Origin of the sequence: Sulfurovum sp. AR, assembly GCF_000296775.1 — a bacterium.
Taxonomy (GTDB): Bacteria; Campylobacterota; Campylobacteria; order Campylobacterales; family Sulfurovaceae; genus Sulfurovum; species Sulfurovum xiamenensis.
Window position 1 is genome coordinate 70,277 of the sequence record NZ_AJLE01000002.1, and the last position, 22,026, is coordinate 92,302.

The 22,026-nt window shown below is 40.5% G+C and carries 17 protein-coding genes and 1 pseudogene; 14 read left to right on the forward strand and 4 right to left on the reverse strand.

Annotated features, from left to right (window positions below; translation table 11 throughout):
* Positions 1-46 precede the first annotated feature (46 nt).
* From SULAR_RS01965 to SULAR_RS02000, 8 genes and pseudogenes are all read left to right on the forward strand, one after another.
* Positions 47-529: a glutathione peroxidase gene (locus SULAR_RS01965; RefSeq protein WP_008242448.1), complete on the forward strand. Its 483-nt coding sequence runs from the start codon at positions 47-49 to the stop codon at positions 527-529.
* An 83-nt stretch (positions 530-612) separates the two neighbouring features.
* On the forward strand, positions 613-1,431 hold the full coding sequence (locus tag SULAR_RS01970) for a TIGR01777 family oxidoreductase (protein WP_008242449.1): 819 nt from the start codon (positions 613-615) through the stop codon (positions 1,429-1,431).
* Between the two features lie 105 nt (positions 1,432-1,536).
* Positions 1,537-2,447 (forward strand): annotated as a pseudogene (gene hemH, locus SULAR_RS01975) (ferrochelatase).
* The gene (locus SULAR_RS01980; RefSeq protein ID WP_008242458.1) at positions 2,447-3,868 is read left to right on the forward strand and encodes an NAD(P)/FAD-dependent oxidoreductase; all 1,422 of its coding nucleotides are present in this window, start codon (positions 2,447-2,449) and stop codon (positions 3,866-3,868) included. The pseudogene hemH and the gene SULAR_RS01980 overlap by 1 nt, the downstream one beginning before the upstream one ends.
* Positions 3,861-4,868 carry a sensor histidine kinase gene (locus SULAR_RS01985; RefSeq protein ID WP_008242459.1) on the forward strand — a complete coding sequence of 336 codons (1,008 nt, stop codon included), beginning with the start codon at positions 3,861-3,863 and terminating at the stop codon, positions 4,866-4,868. The genes SULAR_RS01980 and SULAR_RS01985 overlap by 8 nt, the downstream gene beginning before the upstream one ends.
* Positions 4,849-5,544 (forward strand): LytTR family DNA-binding domain-containing protein, encoded by a 696-nt coding sequence (locus tag SULAR_RS01990; RefSeq protein ID WP_008242460.1) that lies wholly within the window; start codon positions 4,849-4,851, stop codon positions 5,542-5,544. Before SULAR_RS01985 ends, SULAR_RS01990 begins: the two co-directional genes overlap by 20 nt.
* Before the next feature lie 111 nt (positions 5,545-5,655).
* Complete coding sequence (gene proB / locus SULAR_RS01995; RefSeq protein ID WP_037999868.1) at positions 5,656-6,429, forward strand: glutamate 5-kinase; 774 nt, start codon at positions 5,656-5,658, stop codon at positions 6,427-6,429.
* A 179-nt stretch (positions 6,430-6,608) separates the two neighbouring features.
* On the forward strand, positions 6,609-7,190 hold the full coding sequence (locus SULAR_RS02000; protein WP_008242465.1) for a hypothetical protein: 582 nt from the start codon (positions 6,609-6,611) through the stop codon (positions 7,188-7,190).
* A gap of 14 nt (positions 7,191-7,204) precedes the next feature.
* On the opposite strand, the gene SULAR_RS02005 is transcribed toward SULAR_RS02000, so the two are convergent.
* The 3 genes from SULAR_RS02005 to nifJ are packed head-to-tail and all read right to left on the reverse strand — an operon-like array spanning position 7,205 to position 12,206.
* The gene (locus SULAR_RS02005; protein ID WP_037999870.1) at positions 7,205-7,612 is read right to left on the reverse strand and encodes a PGPGW domain-containing protein; all 408 of its coding nucleotides are present in this window, start codon (positions 7,610-7,612) and stop codon (positions 7,205-7,207) included.
* 29 nt (positions 7,613-7,641) lie between these two features.
* Positions 7,642-8,637 (reverse strand): dihydroorotate dehydrogenase-like protein, encoded by a 996-nt coding sequence (locus tag SULAR_RS02010; protein ID WP_008242469.1) that lies wholly within the window; start codon positions 8,635-8,637, stop codon positions 7,642-7,644.
* Between the two features lie 2 nt (positions 8,638-8,639).
* Positions 8,640-12,206, reverse strand: a complete 3,567-nt coding sequence (gene nifJ, locus SULAR_RS02015; RefSeq protein WP_008242471.1) for a pyruvate:ferredoxin (flavodoxin) oxidoreductase — start codon at positions 12,204-12,206, stop codon at positions 8,640-8,642.
* A 251-nt stretch (positions 12,207-12,457) separates the two neighbouring features.
* Here nifJ and SULAR_RS11315 point away from each other — a divergent pair, with 251 nt between their 5' ends.
* The 6 genes from SULAR_RS11315 (at position 12,458) to trxA (ending at position 21,562) form a co-directional block, all read left to right on the forward strand.
* Entirely contained in the window at positions 12,458-13,669 is a 1,212-nt protein-coding gene (locus SULAR_RS11315; protein ID WP_008242473.1) for a cation:proton antiporter, read from the forward strand.
* Positions 13,659-16,337: a calcium-translocating P-type ATPase, SERCA-type gene (locus SULAR_RS02025; RefSeq protein ID WP_008242475.1), complete on the forward strand. Its 2,679-nt coding sequence runs from the start codon at positions 13,659-13,661 to the stop codon at positions 16,335-16,337. Before SULAR_RS11315 ends, SULAR_RS02025 begins: the two co-directional genes overlap by 11 nt.
* A complete protein-coding gene (locus SULAR_RS02030) occupies positions 16,328-17,578 on the forward strand; it encodes an MgtC/SapB family protein (protein WP_008242478.1) in 1,251 nt (416 codons plus the stop codon). Before SULAR_RS02025 ends, SULAR_RS02030 begins: the two co-directional genes overlap by 10 nt.
* 176 nt (positions 17,579-17,754) lie before the next feature.
* Positions 17,755-18,225 carry a phosphate-starvation-inducible PsiE family protein gene (locus SULAR_RS02035; RefSeq protein ID WP_008242486.1) on the forward strand — a complete coding sequence of 157 codons (471 nt, stop codon included), beginning with the start codon at positions 17,755-17,757 and terminating at the stop codon, positions 18,223-18,225.
* 23 nt (positions 18,226-18,248) lie between these two features.
* Positions 18,249-20,975, forward strand: coding sequence for a cation-transporting P-type ATPase (locus tag SULAR_RS02040; protein WP_008242487.1), 2,727 nt, complete (start codon positions 18,249-18,251; stop codon positions 20,973-20,975).
* 215 nt (positions 20,976-21,190) lie between these two features.
* The gene (gene trxA, locus SULAR_RS02045) at positions 21,191-21,562 is read left to right on the forward strand and encodes a thioredoxin (RefSeq protein ID WP_008242488.1); all 372 of its coding nucleotides are present in this window, start codon (positions 21,191-21,193) and stop codon (positions 21,560-21,562) included.
* Between the two features lie 103 nt (positions 21,563-21,665).
* Here the strand turns inward: trxA and SULAR_RS02050 are convergent, their stop codons facing one another.
* On the reverse strand, positions 21,666-21,944 hold the full coding sequence (locus tag SULAR_RS02050) for a hypothetical protein (protein WP_155993680.1): 279 nt from the start codon (positions 21,942-21,944) through the stop codon (positions 21,666-21,668).
* Between the last annotated feature and the right edge of the window lie 82 nt (positions 21,945-22,026).

Below are 22,026 nucleotides of genomic sequence, written 5' to 3' on the forward strand. Positions count from 1 at the left end.
TTTATTGTTTATATTGAGTGTGAATACGTTAGCAAAGGATGTACAGATGAAAACAATTTATGATTTTAAAGTTAAAACTATTGAAGGGAAAGAGACAACACTGGAACCATACAAAGGAAAGGTGTTGCTTATCGTAAATGTTGCGAGTAAATGTGGCTATACACCTCAATATGATGGACTTGAAACACTCTACAAAAAATATAAGGATCAAGGATTGGTGGTACTTGGATTTCCATGTAACCAGTTTGGTTCCCAGGAACCAGGTTCTGAAAAAGAGATACAGAATTTTTGTCGTGTGAACTTTGGTGTGACTTTCCCTATGTTCTCCAAGATCAATGTCAACGGCGATGATACGCATCCACTTTACAGATATCTTAAATCAGAACAGCCGGGAATTTTGGGTACAGAAGCGATCAAATGGAACTTTACGAAATTCCTTGTGGATAGAGAGGGTAAGGTAGTTGAGCGTTTTGGTTCATCTACCAAACCTAAAGAACTCGAAGAAAAGATAGAAGCACTACTAAAATAGACCTGATCTGTTTACTCTATGTAATATATTATTGCACACGGAGTACATAGAGAGTCTCTACAATAATAAAAAGGAGACAAGTGATGAAAGTAGCACTGACTGGAGCCAGCGGGTTCGTTGGAACGGCTTTACAGAATCATTTTAAAGAGTGTAGTGTCATAGACAGGAAAGATGACATCTCTATGATAGTAAAAAAATTAGAAGACGTTAATGTTGTCATTAATCTTGCCGGTGCTCCTATTATCAAGCGATGGAGTGATCCTTATAAAAAAATTCTTCTTCAAAGCCGTATAGAAAGTACAGAACGATTGGTAAAAGCGATCAATCAAAGTCATGTGAAACATTTTATTTCTACTTCAGCCATTGGTATTTATCCTGATGATCAAAAATGTGATGAAAGCTGTACAGAAATAGCAGACGATTTTTTGGGTGAACTTGCCCATAAGTGGGAAGAGGAAGCTAGATTGTGTGAGAAACCAACCACTATATTACGTTTTGGTGTGATACTTGGCAAAGAGGGTGGTGCATTGGCACAGATGCTTACACCATTTAGATTGGGTGTTGGAGGCATTATTGGAAATGGGAAGATGATGACCAGTTGGATAGCTATGAAAGATCTGGTACGCATCTATCAATTCATTATTGATAAGCATCTTACCGGTGTTTTTAATGCTGTTTCCCCCAACCCTGTTACAAATTATGTTTTAACCAAAGCATTAGGAAAGGTTTTACATCGTCCTACCATACTGCCTATTCCTGAATTTGCTTTGCGCATCATGTATGGGGAAGCCAGCTCTGTCCTTACAGGTTCGAAAGAAGTCTATCCTACTGCACTCCAGGAACAAGGTTTTGTCTTTGAATATACAGACATAGAAAAAGCGCTAAAACACCAGTTAACCTAGTTTTTACAATGAATCGACATTATGAGGCTACGAACACAACCCTATTATTTGTAAAATAAACAAAAAAGTGAGGTTTCCGTGAAACGAGCCATAGTATTAATGAACATGGGTGGACCCAATAACTTGGATGAGGTAGAAGTTTTTTTGAACAATATGTTCAACGATAAACGCATTATTTCAGCACCAAAGCCTATACGTAAGATGTTAGCAAAACTTATTACATGGAGAAGAAAAGAAGAAGCCAAAAGCAGTTATGCTGCTTTAGGAGGAAGATCACCTTTGGTAGGGTATACAAAACAACTCATATCAAAACTTGAAGAGGGTATTGATGCTACCGTACATATGGCTATGCGTTATACCCCTCCTTATTCATTTGATGCACTTCAAGGACTTAAGCATGTGGATGAGATCTATGCTATCCCTCTATATCCGCATTACTCAAGTACAACGACACTTTCAAGTATGGAAGATCTCGAAGAGAGTATCAAAAAGCAGGGTATTCATGCAAAAGTAAAAACACTGCATAGTTATTACCGTCATCCAGATTATATCGCTGCAAGTGTAGAGCGGATCAAAGAGGCACTTGGTACAGACAATCCTGAAGAGTTTGAGTTGGTTTTTTCTGCACATGGACTACCCAAAAAGATCATAGATAATGGAGATAACTATCAGCGTCATATCAAGTACAATGTATATCATGCTCGTAAAGCATTGCTCGAAGCAGGTATTCAGTTTCATAAGACCCATCTTGCCTACCAGTCAAGACTTGGACCACTGGAATGGATACGTCCCTATCTTGAGGATAAACTCAAAAGTCTAAAGAAAAAAAAGTTATTATCTATCCGATAGCCTTTACCATTGATAATTCTGAGACAGAGTTTGAACTTGATGTAGAGTATAGAGAGATCGCTGAAAAAATTGGGTTTGTGGAGTATCGTGTGGCAAAGGCCCCTAATGATCATCCCTCATTTGTCAAATGCATAGCAAATCTATATGAGAGTATGAAAGTCTCCTAATGATCGAGTATGCAGTAGTTGGTTCTGGTATAGGTGGCAGCAGCATGGCTGCATATCTGGATGCTAAAGGGTATGAGACTGTTTTGTTTGAAAAAGAGCCATATCTTGGTGGATGCAGTTCGACCTTTGTACATGGAGGTTATGCTTACAATACCGGTGCTACGACACTGGCTGGATATCAAGAGGGTCATATTGTAAAATCAATGTTTGACAAAATAGGCTTTACGCCTGAACTTCTGGTCACAGACCCTACAATCGTTATTATACAAAATGAAAAAATCACACCTCGTTTTTCCGACTTGGAAGATTTTTTAGAAGTGCTTGAAAAAAACTATCCTCATCCTAAAAATCGTGAATTTTGGACATTGGTTCATAGACTTGGAAAAGAGTTTTATGCTTTGCATGGACATTACTACTCTAATCGTTCTCTATGGCATAAACTTATATCACTGACAAGTTTTTTCCCTTTATTGGTCAGATTTCAACGTTTCTTACGGACCAATGCCTATGATTTTATCAACGATTTTTATGGAGATATTTCGGAAGAGTATCAAAAATTTCTAGAAGCACAGATCCTCATCGTTGCACAGGCTCATTCAAAAGAGATCAATTTTTTTACTGCAGCACTCTCTTTGGGATATTCTTTTAATGAAACTCATTATGTACCAGGTGGATTCGGAAGATTGTTTGATCAGATGACAGCAAAGATGAAGTATATCAAACGTAACACACAAATAGAAAAGATTGAACGACACAGTGATCATTTCACACTACATACCAAAAATGAGTCACTAAAAGCCAAAAAAGTGATACTGAACAGTACCATTTATGACAGCGAAAAACTTTTTAATGATGAAAAAGTAAAGAACTATTATCAAAAGTATGAAACACTCAACAATCACCAAAGTTCATTTATGCTCTATATGACAATAAGAAGTGACAAGAAGTATGAACATCATTATCAACTGATACAGGATGAACAATATACACACAGCATATCCAATGCAGTCTTTGTTTCTTTTTCAGATGTGACAGATAACATGCTTACACCTGAAGGGCACTATAGTGTGACAGCATCCATACATACTGATGTAAGGTTTTGGGAAGATAAGCAAACCTATCAGAGTAAAAAATCAGAACTTCAAACTCAAATGCTAAAGAGTATCTGTGCTATACTTGATATCAATGAAGAGGAGATAGTGCATCAGTTCGCTGCTACACCTAGAAGCTTCAAGCGTTATATTAACCGTTCACAACTTGGAGGAAATGCTATCACTATGAAAAACTTCCTACCAAAACTTCCTTCCAATGATACTCCAATTAAAGATTTATATCAGGTAGGTGATACAGTCTATGCAGCACAGGGATGGCCTGGAGTGATGTTGGGTGTTGAAAATCTCAGAGGATTGCTGGATGTATAATATCGCTTTGCGTATCAAGGTACTTGATTGGCTTTACATTTTACTTATTGGCGTTGTTTTTGCGATGTTGCTCTCTTCTTTAGGGTATGTGCTTTTAGGTCTTGAATGGGTCCAAGGTATGTATTTTGGAGCTATGCTTGGTTTTTCTATTACATTTTTCTCTCTTTTGTTCATTACGTTTATGAATCAAACTATTTTACCAAAGATCTCAAAAATATTTTGGCTACCATTGGCAATATTCTTCTCGTTTCTTTCTGGTTTTTTAGGTACTTTATTAAGTACTGAAATTGCAGAGTTATGGGATATTGATCTTATCCCCTTATTTCATACCCACCATGTCCAAATAGCTGTTACCATAGGTGTTCTGACGTATATAGTAGGTGCTTTGCTGTATCGTTTTGTAAAGATGCGTAATGAAAAAGAAGAGGTTGATCATCATTATTTGCAAAGCCGTCTCCGTTCATTGGAGACTCAGCTCAATCCACATTTTCTTTTTAATGCTTTGAATTCTATAGCAGAACTCATTCACCAAGATCCGAACAAAGCTGAGACTGCCATATTAAAAGTATCTACTTTTTTACGCAATACTATGGATGAAAAAGCACTCATTCCATTGAATGATGAACTCAGAAATGTGCGTGATTATGTCGAACTTGAGAATATACGTTTTTCAGGTAAGATCCATATGCATATTGATGATTCTATACCTAAGATAAAAGTACCGAAATTTTCCATTCAGTTACTTGTAGAGAATGCTATAAAGCATGGTTTTATAGACAAAAAAATATTAGAAATATCTCTATTTTATGATCAAAGTCAAAATACACTGATATTGAAAAATAATGGTAGAGCAATGAAAAACACCAAATTTGGAACCGGCTTAACGAATCTAGCCCAGCGTCTAAAGCTTCTCTGTAAGGGAAAGATAGAAATAACAGACAAAGAAACCCCCACTTTTACTATCTATTTAGGAGATTGTCATGAAAATACTCATCGTTGATGATGAAGCTTTAGCACTTAGCAGACTGAAAAGAATGCTTAATACACTTGGATATGAAGATATCATAGAAGCAGAGAGTGCGACAGGTGCACTTCAAGCGATCAAAGAGAATCATGTTGATCTGGCACTATTAGATATTAACATGCCTGGAAGCAGTGGACTTGAACTGGGGTATGAACTACGTTATCATCAGGAGGACATAGCCATCATATTTCAAACAGCGTATGATGAACATGCGCTTAAAGCGTTTGATATCGGTGCAGTAGGGTATCTGGTCAAACCTTTCAGTATAGAACAGTTAGAGCAGTGTATAGCACGTGTTAAAGTGGAAAGTAAAAGCAGTAATGATCTTCGTTTGATGAGTAAGACGGGTGAGAGCTATTATCTACTGAAACCAGAGGAGATCTATTATGTCAAAGCGGATCTCAGTGAAGTGATGTTACGTTCTTCGAAAGGATTTTCTTACTATGCCCAAAAGATCTCTGATCTTGAAAAAAGATTATTGGCTTATCATTTTGTACGTATCCATAGATCCTATCTGATCAATATTAACAAGATCAAAGAGATAGAGACCATAGAACAGAGTAAACTCCGTTTTTCATTTCAAGATATCCCTGATCAGATAGAATCCAGTAAAGATGGAGCAAAAGCATTTAGAAACCAATTTTCTGTCTAAAATGTTTTCACTCATTCTTCATGGAGTAAAGCATAGTGCTTGATGAAGTCTATAACTTTAAAGTTATTTTGTTATTATCGTCCGCTACATCAAAAATCGATTAAGGTTACTATGAATCAATATAACAGAGTCGTTATAAAAGTAGGAAGTTCTGTGTTAACAGAGAAGGGTGAGATCGCAAAAGAGCGTATGCTTAATCTCGTTTCTTTTATCGTAGAAGTTCGCAAAAAATATGAGGTTATATTTGTAAGTTCTGGTGCAGCAGCAGCAGGGTACACAGCTTTAAAATTAGACAAAAGAGAACATATTAGCAAGAAAGTACTGGCTGCAATTGGACAGCCTATACTCATGAGCTCTTACAAAAAAAAGTTTGATATCTATGATACGGATATTGCTCAAATTCTTTTGACCGAAGATGATTTTAACTCCAGAAAACGTACAGAGATATTTAGCCAGATCATACAAACATCATTTAAAGAAGACATCATTCCTATTGTCAATGAGAATGATATTTCAAGTACACCTGATCAGATATTTGGAGATAATGATCTACTTGCAGCCAAAGTGACCCATCATACAGACTCGGATCTCTTGGTTATTTTGAGTGATATAGACGGTTACTATGACAGCAATCCAGATGAAAATCCTCATGCACAAATGTTAAAAGAAGTGAATAGTATTTCAGAAGATGAACTTGCTGCAGTATATAGACCTCATAATGAATTTACATCAGGCGGTCTATATACTAAGTTGGTTGCTGCAGATTTCCTGATCAATAAAAAACGTGAAATGTTTCTATGTAGCGGGTTTGATCTTTCGACTGCCTATGAGTTTCTCATGGATGGTAAACATACGAAAGGAACGCTTTTTAGAGCAAAGAACTAGTGCATCCTGACCATTTGGGATTGTAGATTCTGTTCATGCTTGGTATGCTCTTCCAGCATTCAACTTTTTACTACTGCTTCACGGCACTCTTTTATTTACACATATTATAATAATTACATTGATACCATAGAGTTAACTCTGTATAATAAGCAAGAATTGAAACATATGAAGGGTTATCTATGAATGATAAGATAAGAGAAATGATTGAAGAGATCGACAAGATGAAGGTGAAACTTGCAAAAGAGATCGACAAACAAGAGAATCATATCTCTTATGAGATCAAAAATGGCTATGTGACATTTGAACAAGAGGTTTTGGCCAAACAAAAAGAGAATATGAAAAATCTTTTAACCTGGTTTAGGGAAGTGCCTTTTTTACATTTGCTTACGGCACCTCTTATCTATGTGATGGTCATTCCTGCTATCATCTTTGACGTGTTGCTCTTTATCTATCAACAGATCGCATTCAGAATTTTTAAGTTTGAGTTTATCAAACGAAGTGACTATATGCACTTTGACCATCATTACCTTGGATATTTAAACGCTATTGAAAAGCTCAATTGTCTTTATTGCTCTTATTTTAATGGCCTAATGCTGTATGCTTCAGCCATTTCTGGTAGAACCGAACTCTACTTTTGTCCTATAAAACATGCGAAGAAGGTGATAGCGCAACATAAGTATTATGAGGAATTCCTCTCTTATGGTGATGAAGAGGATTATCAAGAGAAGTTAAAGGATCTTCGGGAAACTTCTCAACAGTAGAAAACAGTGAATTTTTAGATCACTAAAGGGCGCTTTTTTGCTTTCGTACGTAATTTATTGACAGATTTTAGCACAAAAGGGTGTTTTATGACCCAGATCTCAAATCTGTATTTGTAGGGAAAATCTATGATAAGCAATCCTATCAGGATGGTAAGTATTCCCTGACCGGGTAAAAAAAGCAGGAAAATACCTCCTATGATGAGCAGCACTCCAATGATATTTTTAAGGAATATAAACATAAAGCGTACCATTTTTGGTTTTTGACAGCATAGATACCTTTGGCGTTTTGGATGCGTAAAATAATCTGCAGGTATTTGAGTCACTATCCAAGGAATCAACAGTATCGAGGCGATAAAGCTCATGATCGACACTAGCGTTAACCCAAACAATAGATTTTCATGATTATCAATAAACTCCATCATTGCATTATTTCTATTTCTTTATTGTAGCATCAGCGGCGATACTGCTGTAAAGCGTACATATAGGAGTTGCGTTCATACGCAGCCGGGTTATCGGTATGGGTCAGAGAGATACTTCCTTTCATTTGCGAGATAGAGTCATACTCGTATTCCTGCATCCATTGGGTGATTTCATTGAGTATCACAGCTGCCTGGGCTTCTCCTTTGGTAAGAAGTATGGAAGCCAGTGCCACTGCATCTGCTCCACTCATGATGGCTTTGAGCACATCTTCACCGCTGTGTATCCCTGTACCCGCACACATTGAGCAGGAAAGCTTGTTATAGAGGATCGCACACCATCTTAAAGTTTCACTGATATTGGCTGGGCTGGTGATATTGGCACGCTGCAATGGAGTAAGAAGTTCAAGGTCCACATCCACACGTGCAGGATTGTCAAAAATGGTCAGACCGTTGGCTCCGGCTTCCACAAAGCGTTTTGCCATATTTGCAGGGCTGGAAAAATAGGCGTTCATTTTGACATTGAGGGGAATAGATATATGCTCTTTGACTTGCGTTACGGTGTCGACATACATTTGTTCTACGGTATGACCCTCCATATCTATAGAGGTAGGAATATAGGTGATGTTAAGTTCTAAAGCATCCGCACCGGCTTCTTGCAGTTTTTTGGCATATTTCACCCATCCTCCTGCAGAAACACCGTTCAGACTTGCGATAATCGGAATTTGGACAGCTTTTTTGGTTTTTCTAATCTCTTCAAGATAGTTTTCAGAGTGGAGATTCTCAAAATCCACTTCATTTGGCAGATAAGTAGTTGCTTCAGCATTAGCGTTACTGTGAATGTGCAAAAAATGGTCGATCTGATGGATCTCATGGTTAATCTCTTCTTCGAAGAGGGAATGCATGATGACAGCGGCGATACCGTTCTCTTCAAGCTTTTTTATGCTATCAAGAGATGCCGTTAACGGCGAAGCACTAGCAATAAGAGGATTTTTTAACTCCAGCCCTAAATGCGTAGTAGTCAGTTCCATGGTCAGACCTCCTTTTGTATTGGTTGATAATGTTCATATAGGTTTTGGTATCTTTTGTAGAGAGTCTGAGCTGTATGTGCCGCGGTTTTCAGGTAAGATCCTGCAGATTCAGCATTCATCTTCTCAACCATTTTAAATCGTGTTTCACGATACATAAAATCTTTGACATCTATTTTAGGACCTTTGTAGTCCAGTGTCATCGGATTTTCCCCTTCTTTGATCTTATCTGGGTTAAATCGGAAAATCGGCCATAATCCACTGTCAACAGCACGTTTTTGCTGATCAAACCCGTATTTTAGATCATACCCGTGGGCGATGCAGTGCGAGTAGGCAATGATGATGGAAGGACCTTCATAACACTCTGCTTCAACAAAGGCTTTGACCGTTGCTTTGTCGTTCGCACCCAGTGAGACTTTTGCTACATAGACATTTTCGTAATTGATGGCCATGGCAGCAAGATCTTTCGGTACCCCTGCCTTTCCGTCTGCAGCGAACTTGGCCACAGCACCCGTCAGGGTGGCTTTGGACTGCTGGCCGCCGGTGTTGGAGTAGACCTGGGTATCGAGTACCAGAATATTGACGTTTTTCCCGCTGGCAAGCACATGATCCAGACCGCCATAGCCGATGTCATAGGCCCAGCCGTCTCCCCCGATGATCCAAACAGATTTTTTCACAAGATAATCTGCGATCTCATGTAGTTTTTTTGCTTCATTGTCTTCACGTTCAGCAAGAGCAGATTTAAGCAGTGTAATCCGTTCCCTCTGCTCATTGAATTCTGTTTCATTCTTCTGAGAAGCACCCAGTATCGCTTCAACAAGTTTTTTGTCCAGACCATCTTGAAGTCCTTCAAGCAGGCTTCGGGCATGGGCTATGTGGTTATCGATGGCAAGGCGGAAGCCAAGACCGAACTCTGCATTGTCTTCAAAGAGTGAATTGGACCAGGCCGGTCCGCGTCCTTCATCATTTTTTCTCCATGGTGTGGTAGGAAGATTCCCTCCGTAGATGGAACTGCATCCAGTGGCGTTGGCAACGACCATCCTGTCACCAAAAAGCTGTGTAGCAAGTTTAATGTACGGGGTCTCTCCGCACCCTGCACATGCACCGCTGAACTCAAAGAGAGGTTCAAGGAATTGTGACTCTTTTAGGTCATCATGGTCTAGTTTGGAACGCTCAACCTTTGGGAGTGAAGTAAAGTAATCCCACTGTGCAATCTTCTCTTCTTTAATGTCGGGAAGCGGGGTCATATTGATCGCTTTGAGGTTCGTTTGTGATTTGTTCTTTGCTGGGCACACTTCAGTGCAGAGCGAACATCCAGTACAGTCCTCGACCGCTACAGAGATATTGAAAAGATCATTTTCTCCGAATTTCTTTCCCTTGGCCAGTTTTGATAGAAACCCTTCAGGCGCTTCATCCATAAAGGAGACATCAAAGACATTGGAGCGAATGACCGAGTGGGGACAAGCAGAGACACATTTGTTGCACTGGATACAGGTATCAGGGTCCCATACAGGCACTTCATGGGCAATGTTCCGTTTTTCGTACTGTGTGGTCCCTGTGGGCCATGTCCCGTCAGCCGGGATCTTGGATACTGGAAGTTCATCTCCCATGTAGGCACTCATTTTTCCGATCACTTCAGAAACGAATGGGCTTAGTACCCCTTTGAGTACAGGCTGAAGCTCTTGGGTACTCTCTGCCTGTGTGGGAATATCGACTTCATAGAGATTCTCAAGTGTATTGTCCACGGCGGCAAAATTCATCTGTACAATGACATCACCTTTTTTTCCATAGCTTTTTTGGATCGAGTGTTTTATCTTGGCAATCGCTTCCTCTCTTGGAAGAATACCGCTGATGGCAAAGAAACAGGTCTGCATCACGGTATTGATACGAGACCCAATCTTACTTTCTTTGGCCACACTGTAGGCATCAATGACATAAAATTTAAGCCTTTTATCAATGATAAGTTTCAGGGTCACACGGGGAAGATGCTGCCATACTTCCTCTTTGTTGTGCGGGGTGTTCAGCAGAAAAACGGCACCTGGTTTAGCATGCTGCAGCAGATCGAGTTTTTCAAGAAATACAGATTGATGTACGGCGATAAAATCGGCTTCTTGTATCAGGTAGCTCGAGCGTATCGGATCGGGACCGAAACGAAGATGAGAAATGGTCATAGAACCGGATTTTTTGGAGTCATAGACAAAATACCCCTGGGCATAATAGTCTGTCTCTTCTCCGATGATCTTGATGGTATTTTTGTTGGCTCCTACCGTACCATCCGAGCCCAGTCCGTAAAAGAGGGCCTGAAACTGATTAGGGTTTTTTAAGATGAAATTATGATCATAATCAAGTGAAGTATGGGTAACATCATCGTCAATACCGATAGTAAAGTGATTTTTCGGAGATGCTTTTGAAAGTTCCTTGTAGATCGCTAGTATCATAGCAGGAGTAAACTCTTTGGACGAGAGGCCGTAGCGTCCCCCGATGATAGTTGGCAGCTCAAAAGGTAGTTCGGTACGATGTTCATACAGTGCACTCACTACATCATGATAGAGTGGTTCACCCAGACTCCCTGATTCTTTGGTACGGTCAAGCACGGCAATGGACTTGACTGAGCTTGGAAGTGCATCAATGAATGTTTCGACCGCAAAAGGCAATGCCAGCCGTATCTTTATCATGCCCACTTTTTCATCTTGCGCATTCAGATAGAGTACACTCTCTTCTACTGCCTGGGTACCAGAACCCATCAATACGATCACTCTCTCAGCATCTTCAACACCGACATAATCAAAAAGCCGGTAGGATCTTCCGGTTAATTCGGCAAAGGTATCCATCTGCTCCTGCAAGATCTTAGGCAGTGCCTGATAATACTTATTGACACTTTCACGCCCTTGAAAATAGACATCGGGGTTTTGGGATGTACCACGAAGTACAGGGAGGTCAGGTGTCAGACCCCGTTTATGGTGTGCTTCGACCAGATCAAGGTTGATCATGCTTTTGAGTACTTCATCAGGGAGTTTTTCGATACGATTCACTTCATGGGAGGTTCTAAATCCGTCAAAAAAATGTAAAAAAGGAATGCGTCCATGCAGGGTTGCTACCTGTGCAATAAGGGCAAAATCATGGGCTTCCTGTACGGAACCAGAGGCGAGTAGGGCAAACCCGGTCTGTCTTACTCCCATGACATCCTGATGGTCACCAAAAATGGAGAGTGCCTGGGCAGCAAGAGAGCGAGAAGCCACATGAAATACCGTCGAAGTGAGCTCTCCTGCGATCTTATACATATTGGGTATCATCAGCAGCAATCCCTGAGAAGCGGTAAAGGTCGTGGTCAGTGCACCTGCCTGCAAGGCACCGTGCACAGCACCGCTTGCGCCTCCTTCACTTTGCATTTCATACACTTCAGGCACCGTACCAAAAATATTCTTCTGTTTTTTGGCACTGTAAATATCACTGAATTCACCCATAGGAGAGGCGGGGGTGATAGGGTATATGGCAATGACCTCATTGATCTTGTGGGCTACCATTGCAACGGCTTCATTGCCGTCAACCATCATAGTTGAATGCTCTGCCATGATCATACTCCTTTAGTTGTCTGTCAAAAAGTTCATAAACTATATTGCCTTTAAGTGATCACAATATAAACGCATCAAATAGTATTTGCTAAGATGACTTGTATCGGTCATTCTTATATTGTAGCGTGTATCCCTAAAATATCTCTATGAAATATTTAAGCCTTCAATTTGATTTTATTGTTTTAATTATATTTTGCACTTATTTTGTTTTATGGTAAGATTTAATAAACTGCTCGAAAGGTGGAATAGGTATGAATGAATTAGAGTTGGGAGAACTTCTTTTAACTTTTGCCTTGGTATTTGCTTTCACTTATGCACTTGCTTTTTTACTTTCAAGATTTCGTATACCCAGTATACTTGCCGCACTATTTGTTGGAATTGCGCTTAGTTATACCTCTTTTTCTACATTGATCCACGGTAATCCTGATTTTGAAAGTACTTTTTCCTTTCTTTCTGATCTTGGTGTTCTTTTTCTACTTTTCTATATAGGCTTACAGATAGATTTGACTGAGATGAAGAAATCAAGTTCGGATATAGCATGGCTTACATTGTTCAATACGATCATTCCTTTTATCTTTGGTGTGATGGCTATGCTTTTATATGATTATGGATGGGCGATCGCATTGGTAATAGGTTTGACACGTATGCCAACGGCTGAAGCCGTTATCGTGCCTATCTTAGATGAGTATAAAATGCTCAAAACACGTATCGGTACGTTTATTATCGGTGCGGGAGTCCTTGATGATGTGATTGAAGTGATATTAGTTGGTATCGTTTCTATCTGGATAGGAGCAAGAACAGGCCAAAGTCATGGAGGGGTATTAGGGCTGTTTGCCGGTATTATGACATTTATTTTACTTTCTTGGATTTTATATCAATGGATGCCTAGGATTCTGCAAAAGTGGGAACCAAAAAATTTAAGTGCTCTGATGATCTTCTCATTGATCATTTTATTTGGTTTTGGCGGTTTTGGAGAGTATGTCGAACTGGGGATGGTTGTAGGTGCTATTACTGCAGGGATTATTATGCGTCCTCTTTTTGAACATGAAGAACAGAAGGGTGAATTGCTTGCTAAAACAACACAGACCTTAAGTTATGGTTTTTTTGGTGTAATCTTCTTCTTTTGGGTCGGGTTTAATGCTGATATGGAAGGATTCCTGCAGGAGCCGCTTTTAGCTATCATACTCTATCTTGCAGGTACATTTGGCAAGCTATTTGGTGTTTTGCTCATGGTACCAATGAAAAAAATGTGTCTAAAAGAGGCGATAATAGTAGGAGTAGGTCTTGATGCTAGACTGACAACAGAGATCATCGTTGCACAGTTACTTTTTAGTGCAGCGATCATCGATATAAAACTCTTTACGGCACTGGTCGCTGCATCCTCTTTTACTGCGATAACGGTACCCATCATCTTTTCACTCTTGATACGTTTTTGGGGTGACGAGGTTTACCATGAAAAATAGTGTTCAATGGCAGACAAAAGATATAAATGATCTCCTCAGTGCTTTAAACAGTGATATACAAACCGGATTAAGTGAAGAGGAAGCGAAACATAGGGTTGAAGTATATGGACCGAATGAACTTGTTCGTATAGAAAAATCTCCCTGGTATCAAGTATTTCTACGTCAGTTTACGAATGTACTTATCCTTATACTCATAGTTGCAGCAGCGATCTCTTTGGCCATTGGTGAATTGGGTGATGCTGTCACTATTTTAGTAATCATTGTACTTAACGGTATTCTCGGATTTGTTCAGGAGTTCAAGGCCGAAAATGCCATTGAAGTATTAAGAAAGATGTTGCATCCAAAGTGCAAGGTACTTCGTGCATCCAAAGAGCAGATCATTGATGCCAAAATGCTTGTTCCCGGAGATATTGTCTTATTGGAGATAGGTGACAGGGTACCTGCAGATCTGAGGCTTATTCAAAGTTTTAACCTAAAAGTGGATGAGTCTTCCCTGACAGGTGAATCCGCCTCAGTCTTTAAAAAAGTGGATACGGTAGATAAAGATACTCCTCTTTCAGAACAGTCTGATATGGCCTGGATGGGTACAGCAGTGGTGAATGGAAGAGGAACGGGGATAGTGGTTGAGACTGGTATGCAAACCCAGTTTGGAAAAATTGCACGTATGACGCAGAGTGTCGATACAGTCAAAACACCTCTACAAAAGAAACTTGCTGTATTGGGTAAAAAACTGGGGATCTATTCTGTAGCTATTTCTATACTTGTTGCTTTGATCGGATGGCTTCTTGGCAAAGATCTTTTTGAGATGTTTCTGACGGGGGTCGCATTGGCTGTTGCTGTGGTACCTGAAGGACTTCCTGCAGTTGTGACGATCACACTGGCACTTGGTATCAAGGCTATGGCAAAGCAAAAAGCACTTTTGAGACGCTTGCAGGCTGCAGAAACACTTGGTGCAGCAACCACGATATGTACAGATAAGACTGGAACATTGACGCAAAACCAGATGACTGTAAAAAAGATCTGGCTTCTCTCCGGAGAGATCGAAGTAACCGGAAGTGGCTATGAACCTAAGGGTCATTTTGAAGTAGCAGGGGAGAAGATCGATCATAAGAGCCATACAGACTTGATGATGCTGTTAAAAAGTGCTTTGATATGTAATCATGCCAAAGTACAAAAAAACAATGCAGATTGGGAAGTGATCGGTGAACCTACAGAAGCATCCTTGGTTGTTTCCGCCTACAAAGCAGGTCTTTATGATGATGAGAATGATACTAGAGTAAGCGAATTTTCTTTTAACTCCAGCCGGAAACGTATGAGCGTTATTGTACATGAAAAAGATACTTTGACAGCCTATGTCAAAGGTGCTCCGGAAGTCATCCTTGAAAGAAGTACTCAGGTGTTCAAAGATGGGAAGGTACTTCCTTTGGAAGAATCCTATAAAAAAGAGATTGAATCAGCGTATAAAAAGATGGCTACCAATGGACTACGAACACTTGCCATTGCTTTTAGGAGACTTCCTGTTGATACAACACTTTTAGAAGAGAGTGTTGAGAACTCATTGGTTTTACTTGGTTTTGTAGGGATCATAGATCCACCGCATGAAGAAGTTCCTGAAGCTATTCATATGGCTAAAACAGCTGGTATCGATATTATTATGATCACTGGGGATAATGCGGATACAGCACTCTCTATTGCCCACACGATCGGTCTGGAAGTAGACAGAGCGATAACATCAAGTGAACTTTCTCAAATGGATAATGATACATTAGGTACGGTATTACAGGAAAAGGTATTATTCGCAAGAGCAAGGCCCGAAGATAAACTCAGAATTGTAAATACCCTTAAAGCGAGAGATGAAGTGGTCGCAATGACTGGTGATGGGGTGAATGATGCTCCGGCACTGAAAGAAGCAGATATTGGTATAGCTATGGGGAAAAAAGGTACGGATGTCGCTAAAAGCGCTTCTGATATTGTATTAGTGGATGATAACTTTGCATCTATTATTAATGCAGTAAAAGAGGGACGACGGGAGTATGATAATATTAAAAAATTCGTGCAGTACCTTATGGCATCCAACAGTGGTGAGGTCATCGTCATCTTTTTAAATATTTTATTGGGCGGACCACTGGTCCTTATCCCTGTACAGATATTGTGGATGAATCTTATCACCGATGGTATGACAGCGATTGCTCTGGGTGTGGAACCGGCAGAAAAAGGTATTATGAAGCGACCGCCAAGAGAGGTAGATGAACCTATCCTTGACCGTGGTGGCACTATTATGATTGCTGTGTTAGGGACTTATGTAGGATTGGTAACGCTTTGGCTTTTTCATTACTATCTTGCAAAAGATCCTCAAAATGGCATGGTGCTTGCACAGACCATAGCATTTACGGGGATCATTATTCTTGAGAAGATGATCGTGCTGAATTTTCGTTCACTACGTGAGCCTATCAATGTCATAGGTTTTTTCACAAACAAGTGGCTTCTATTGGCTATCGCACTCACTTTGGGACTGCAGGCATGTGCCGTCTATGTGCCGTTTTTACAAAGTGCATTGCATACGACTGCTATGAGTTGGGAAGATTGGGGTATTATAGTGTTAGTCTCATTACCAATATTTATTTTGACAGAGCTTTATAAATGGATCAGGTGGACCAAATGGAAATAGATATCATAAGAAAAATTGCTATTACCCTTATCATAGGCTTTATGATAGGTTTACAACGTGAAATGCGTGAACATAGTAAAGAACATATTAGATCTGCAGGTACAAGAACATTTACACTGATCGCTCTTTTAGGGTATTTGAGTGCATGGATGCAGACATTTATACCATATTTTCTGCATGTATCACTTTTTTTATTTGGATCATTGATCTTAGCTACCTATGTCTATAAAACAGTTAAGAGTGATTCACATGGTACAACGACTGAGATCGCTGCATTTGTGACGTATATTCTGGGGATGATGATGTATCTCTCATTGGAAGATTATGCTGTATTCATAGCGGTGATCATGTTGCTGATACTGGAGATCAAAAGTACACTTGCTAAGGTAGAACAGGAGATCACACAGACCGATATCAAATCCGCCACGCTTTTTTTGGTCATGACCTTTGTTGTCCTGCCTCTGCTCCCCAATGAAATGGTCGATCCTTTTGGTGTGTTCAACCCCTATAAAACATGGCTGATGGTCGTTCTGATAGCCGGTATCTCTTTTATCGGTTACATAGCCATTAAGATACTTGGAAATAAAAGAGGGGTATATATGACGGGTATATTTGGAGGTCTTGTATCGTCAACCGCTGTCTCCATCAGCCTTTCAAAACTCTATGCATTGGAGAAAACATATCTGAAAAACTTTGCCGGTGGGATGGCCATTGCTTCAACGATTATGTATCTAAGGGTACTTGCTGAAACTGCCGTTTTCAATTCTGATCTCGCTAAGTCACTGGCACTCCCCTATATTTCAGGCACCATAGTGGGATTGGTATTTGTTTCGTATCTTTATAAACATGAAAAGGTCTATAAAGTAGAACATATAGCTGTGACCACCAATCCTCTTGAACTCTCACAGGCACTGAAGTTAGGTTTGCTGTTTGGAATTATTTTCGGTTCGATCTATATCTTTCAGTCAGAATTTGGAGATTCAGGTGTCTATATCATCTCCTTTTTATCGGGATTAACGGATGTAGATGCCATTACACTCTCTTTATCCCAGATTGCAACAGTGAAGATATCCGAACTTACAGCCATGTACGGGATCATGATTGCAACGGTTGTAAACTCTATCGTAAAACTGGGTATTGTTTTTGCTTTGGGAGGAAAAAAAGTAGGCATGATTATGGCCCTTTTTTATCTATTGAGTATAGGGGTGATGGTGATTACTTTTGGTATGATGCATATATAAGGTTTTCATAGAAGATATTTTTGATAGATTTCTGCTTAATAAACAGTTTAGAGTCTACGTTTAACCTGAGATTATTCTATCATATATATTTGTGTTATAATATCTAAGAGGTGCCTTGTTCTATCAATAAAGTACAAGGCAGATAGCATTATCATGATGAACTATAGGATAAGCAGATGGATAATGAAAACAAAAAGGATACTTTTGTAGACATTGGTCATGAATTGACGGATAAGGTAGAAGACCCCTTTATAGATTTTCTTCACAAGATCATACGTATGGCAGTAAAAGTGCTGGCGACTTTGATGGTTTTGGTTATTGTCTGGGGTATAGGTGATGTCATTTATGTTTTGTATCAGCGTCTAGCATCCCCGCCATATCTGCTGTTAAATATCAGTGATATTCTAGCGACTTTTGGTGCCTTTCTTGCCGTTCTGATCGCTATAGAGATCTTTATAAACATTACACTTTATCTCAAAACCAATGTGATACCCGTTAGACTGGTTGTTGCAACTGCACTCATGGCAATTTCACGTAAAGTGATTATTTTTGATTTCAAAGAGATCACACCTTTTTTTGTACTTAGCACAGCAGCGGTTGTCTTGGCTTTGGGGATCACATATTGGCTGATCACTAAGGAAACCTAACAACTGTCTAGAAAGGTGCAACCATGAAGAACCAAGTAGATACGTCGGTTTTGATATCAGAAGATTGGCACACTAAAAGTACAAATTCTGTCTTCACATTACTTGAAACATCTACAGATGGCCTTGATCAAGAAGAGGTAGAGAAGAGACTTGAATCGTATGGGCCAAATCAGCTTCCTGTAGTACAGACACGCAGTGCATTTTTACGCTTTATCTATCAATTTCATAATATATTGATCTACGTGCTGCTTGCTGCAGGTATAGTGACTGCTATATTGGAGCATTGGGTCGATGCCGGTGTGATCTTTGCTGTCGTACTTCTTAACGCATTAATCGGATTCATACAGGAGGGTAAAGCAGAGGATGCTTTGAGATCCATACAACAGATGCTTTCTCCTCATGCAATCGTGATACGTAATGGCCGACAGGGAACGATACAGGCAGAAGATCTGGTGCCAGGAGATATCGTAACTTTGCAATCTGGTGATAAGGTACCAGCAGACTTGAGACTTTTTCGCGTCAAGGGACTTCAAATTCAGGAGTCGGCCTTGACAGGTGAGTCGATAGCGGTAGAGAAAATGACAGATCCTGTAGGAAAAGAGAGTGTGATAGGCGATCGGAGTTGCATGGCGTACTCGGGCACCATTGTCACACACGGTCAAGGCAGCGGCATCGTTATAGGCACGGGTGCACATACACAAATAGGCCGTATCAGCAGCCTGGTATCGGAGGTGGAAGCAGTGACGACGCCTCTACTTCGCCAAATGGCCCAGTTCGGCCGTTGGCTTACAATCGCTATTTTGGGTATTTCTCTGATCACCTTTGCCTTTGGCTTATGGGTCAGGGATTATGCTGCGTCTGAAATGTTTCTTGCTGCAGTCAGTCTGGCAGTCGCCGCTATCCCGGAAGGACTGCCTGCCATCATGACCATTACGCTTGCTATTGGTGTACAGCGAATGGCAAAACGTCATGCGATCATCCGTAAATTACCGGCGGTTGAAACACTCGGGGCGGTTACCGTGATCTGTTCGGATAAAACAGGTACCTTAACCCGTAATGAAATGACCGTCTCTACGATCGCGACGGCCAAAGATCTGTTTCAACTCAGCGGAACAGGCTATGACCCACATGGAGAGATCTCTTTATCTGGCAGAGCTGTTCTGGCAGAAGAGAGACCACTTTTAGAGGAAGTAGCCCGGGCTGCAATGCTTTGCAATGATGCATCATTGGAACAAAAGAATGGTGAATGGTTTGTACATGGTGATCCGATGGAGGGAGCCCTTCTGATAGCTGCTTTAAAGGCAGGACTGGATATGGAGATGGAAGCCAAAGAGTACCCTCGTACCGATCTTATCCCTTTTGAATCAGAACATCGTTTTATGGCGACACTCCACCATGACCATGCTGGTGATACTTTTATTTTTCTCAAGGGTGCCCCAGAGCAGATATTGGAGATGTGTACCTATCAGAGAAGTCTCGATGGTGACCAACCTTTGGATAAGCATTACTGGCTGGAGCGTATTGAAGAGCTTGCAGGGCATGGACAGCGTGTATTGGCCCTTGCTTCCAAGCCGGCAAAGCCTAAACAGGAGGAACTTGCATTCAGTGATCTAGAGGGAGGTCTGATCATGCTGGGTATGCTTGGTTTGATCGATCCACCTCGTGAAGAAGCGATTGAAGCGGTGCAGGTCTGTAACAAGGCAGGGATCAGAGTGAAAATGATCACAGGTGATCATGGTGCCACTGCACGTGCCATCGCCAAACAACTGAAACTTGTGAATACCGATGATGTGCTGACAGGCACAGAACTTGAATCCATGAGTGAGGAAGAGCTACGTCAACGCGTGCTGGACGTTGATATCTATGCACGTGTGAACCCTGAACATAAACTTTGTCTGGTACGATCATTACAGGAGCATGGTCTGATAGTAGCAATGACAGGTGACGGGGTGAACGATGCACCTGCACTCAAACGTGCTGATGTAGGTACTGCGATGGGGCATAATGGTACAGAAGCCGCAAAAGAAGCATCTGAAATGGTACTTGCAGATGATAATTTTGCTTCCATCATTCATGCGGTAGAAGAGGGTCGTACAGTCTATGATAATCTCAAAAAGGCCATACTTTTTATTCTTCCGACCAATGGCGGTGAGGCATTGATCATTCTGGCTGCTATTGCATTTGGCTTTCATCAGATGCCTCTTATCCCGGTGCAGATCCTTTGGGTAAATATGGTAACAGCTGTGACATTAGCGCTGTCACTGGCCTTTGAACCACCTGAGCAAAATGTTATGCAAAGACCCCCGCGTGATGCACATGAGCCTATACTTACAGGGTATCTTATTTGGCGTATTGCTTATGTTTCAATGATCTTGATGGGTGGTACATTTGGGCTTTTTATTTGGGAAATGGAACAGGGTGCTAGTATTGCGCATGCACAAACTGTAGCGGTAAACACTCTGATCATGTTTGAGATCTTTTATCTGTTCAACTCCCGTTATATCACAGGCTCGGTTTTGAACTGGGAAGGTTTATCTGGAAACCGTTATGTACTGATCGCTATTGCTATACTGGTCATACTGCAGCTTGGCTTTACCTATCTTGGACCAATGCAGTCTCTGTTCGGCAGCACTGCGATCGACTTTACCATATGGTTGCGTATAGTGTTGGTTGCATCTTCTGTACTCTTCCTTGTAGAGCTTGAAAAGTATGTTGTACGCTACAGGGATACAAATAAAAGGAGTGTGTAGATCGATGGATAGAGAGATTTGAACTGTATCTATTTATCTTGCCGCTCTTCTAAAACAGCATTCAATGTGTATAAAAAGCTGATTTTAGTAGGCAAATGATGAGGGCATTGGGAAGAGTGGGAGAGATAACATAAACATTCATTATCCAAGTTATAATATTAAGAGAACAGATATGATCGCTATGCTATACTCCATCCTCATATAAAGGAAAGACTATGGCATATATAGATTTAACAACGCAAAATTTTAATGAAACACTGGACAATAATGAAATAGTCATTATCGATTTTTGGGCAGAATGGTGTGGGCCTTGTAAGCAGTTCGCCCCAATTTTTGAAAGGGTAGCAGAAAAGTATCCTGATATTACCTTTGCCAAGGTCAATACTGAGGAACAACCTGCGATATCGGCGCAGTACGGTATCCGTTCGATTCCAACACTGATGGTCAGCAGAGATGGTATCATCTTGCTCAATCAAGCAGGTATGCTCCCTGAAGAAGCCTTTGATAAACTCATCACCCACGTGAAGGGACTTGATATGGATCAAATACGTGCAGAGATAGCCAAAGATGAAGAGGATGACGAGTAACACATCATAGTGATACTCATTCATTATCCTTTGCTGCATGTTCAGCTAGTGTGAATGCACCTTTACACTTCAGTGCATCAAACAATGCTTCATGTCGAAGAGTCTAAAAATCATCCTCGTCGTCATCATCGAAATCAAACTCTAACTTTACGGGTTCTTCTACCACTTCTTTTAACTCACTGATATCTTCAGCAGGGATACTCAGTACCATTGAAACAAAAGAGACCAAAGCATTATCATCTATAATTTCCTGGCATACATTAGAGGTGTTGTAAATCGTAAGTATGCCGTCTTTTATAAGTACATCTCTGGTTCCAATACCTAGTTCCGCCGCGAGATTATGCAACTCTGGACGCGTAAGATGGACCCCGCTAATTTTCATTGAGAAGCCTTTTCTTATCTTTCCTGGGTACATTTTTTTATCCTTTAAGTATGTCTTTTCGTCGATTATTTTCAGATTATAG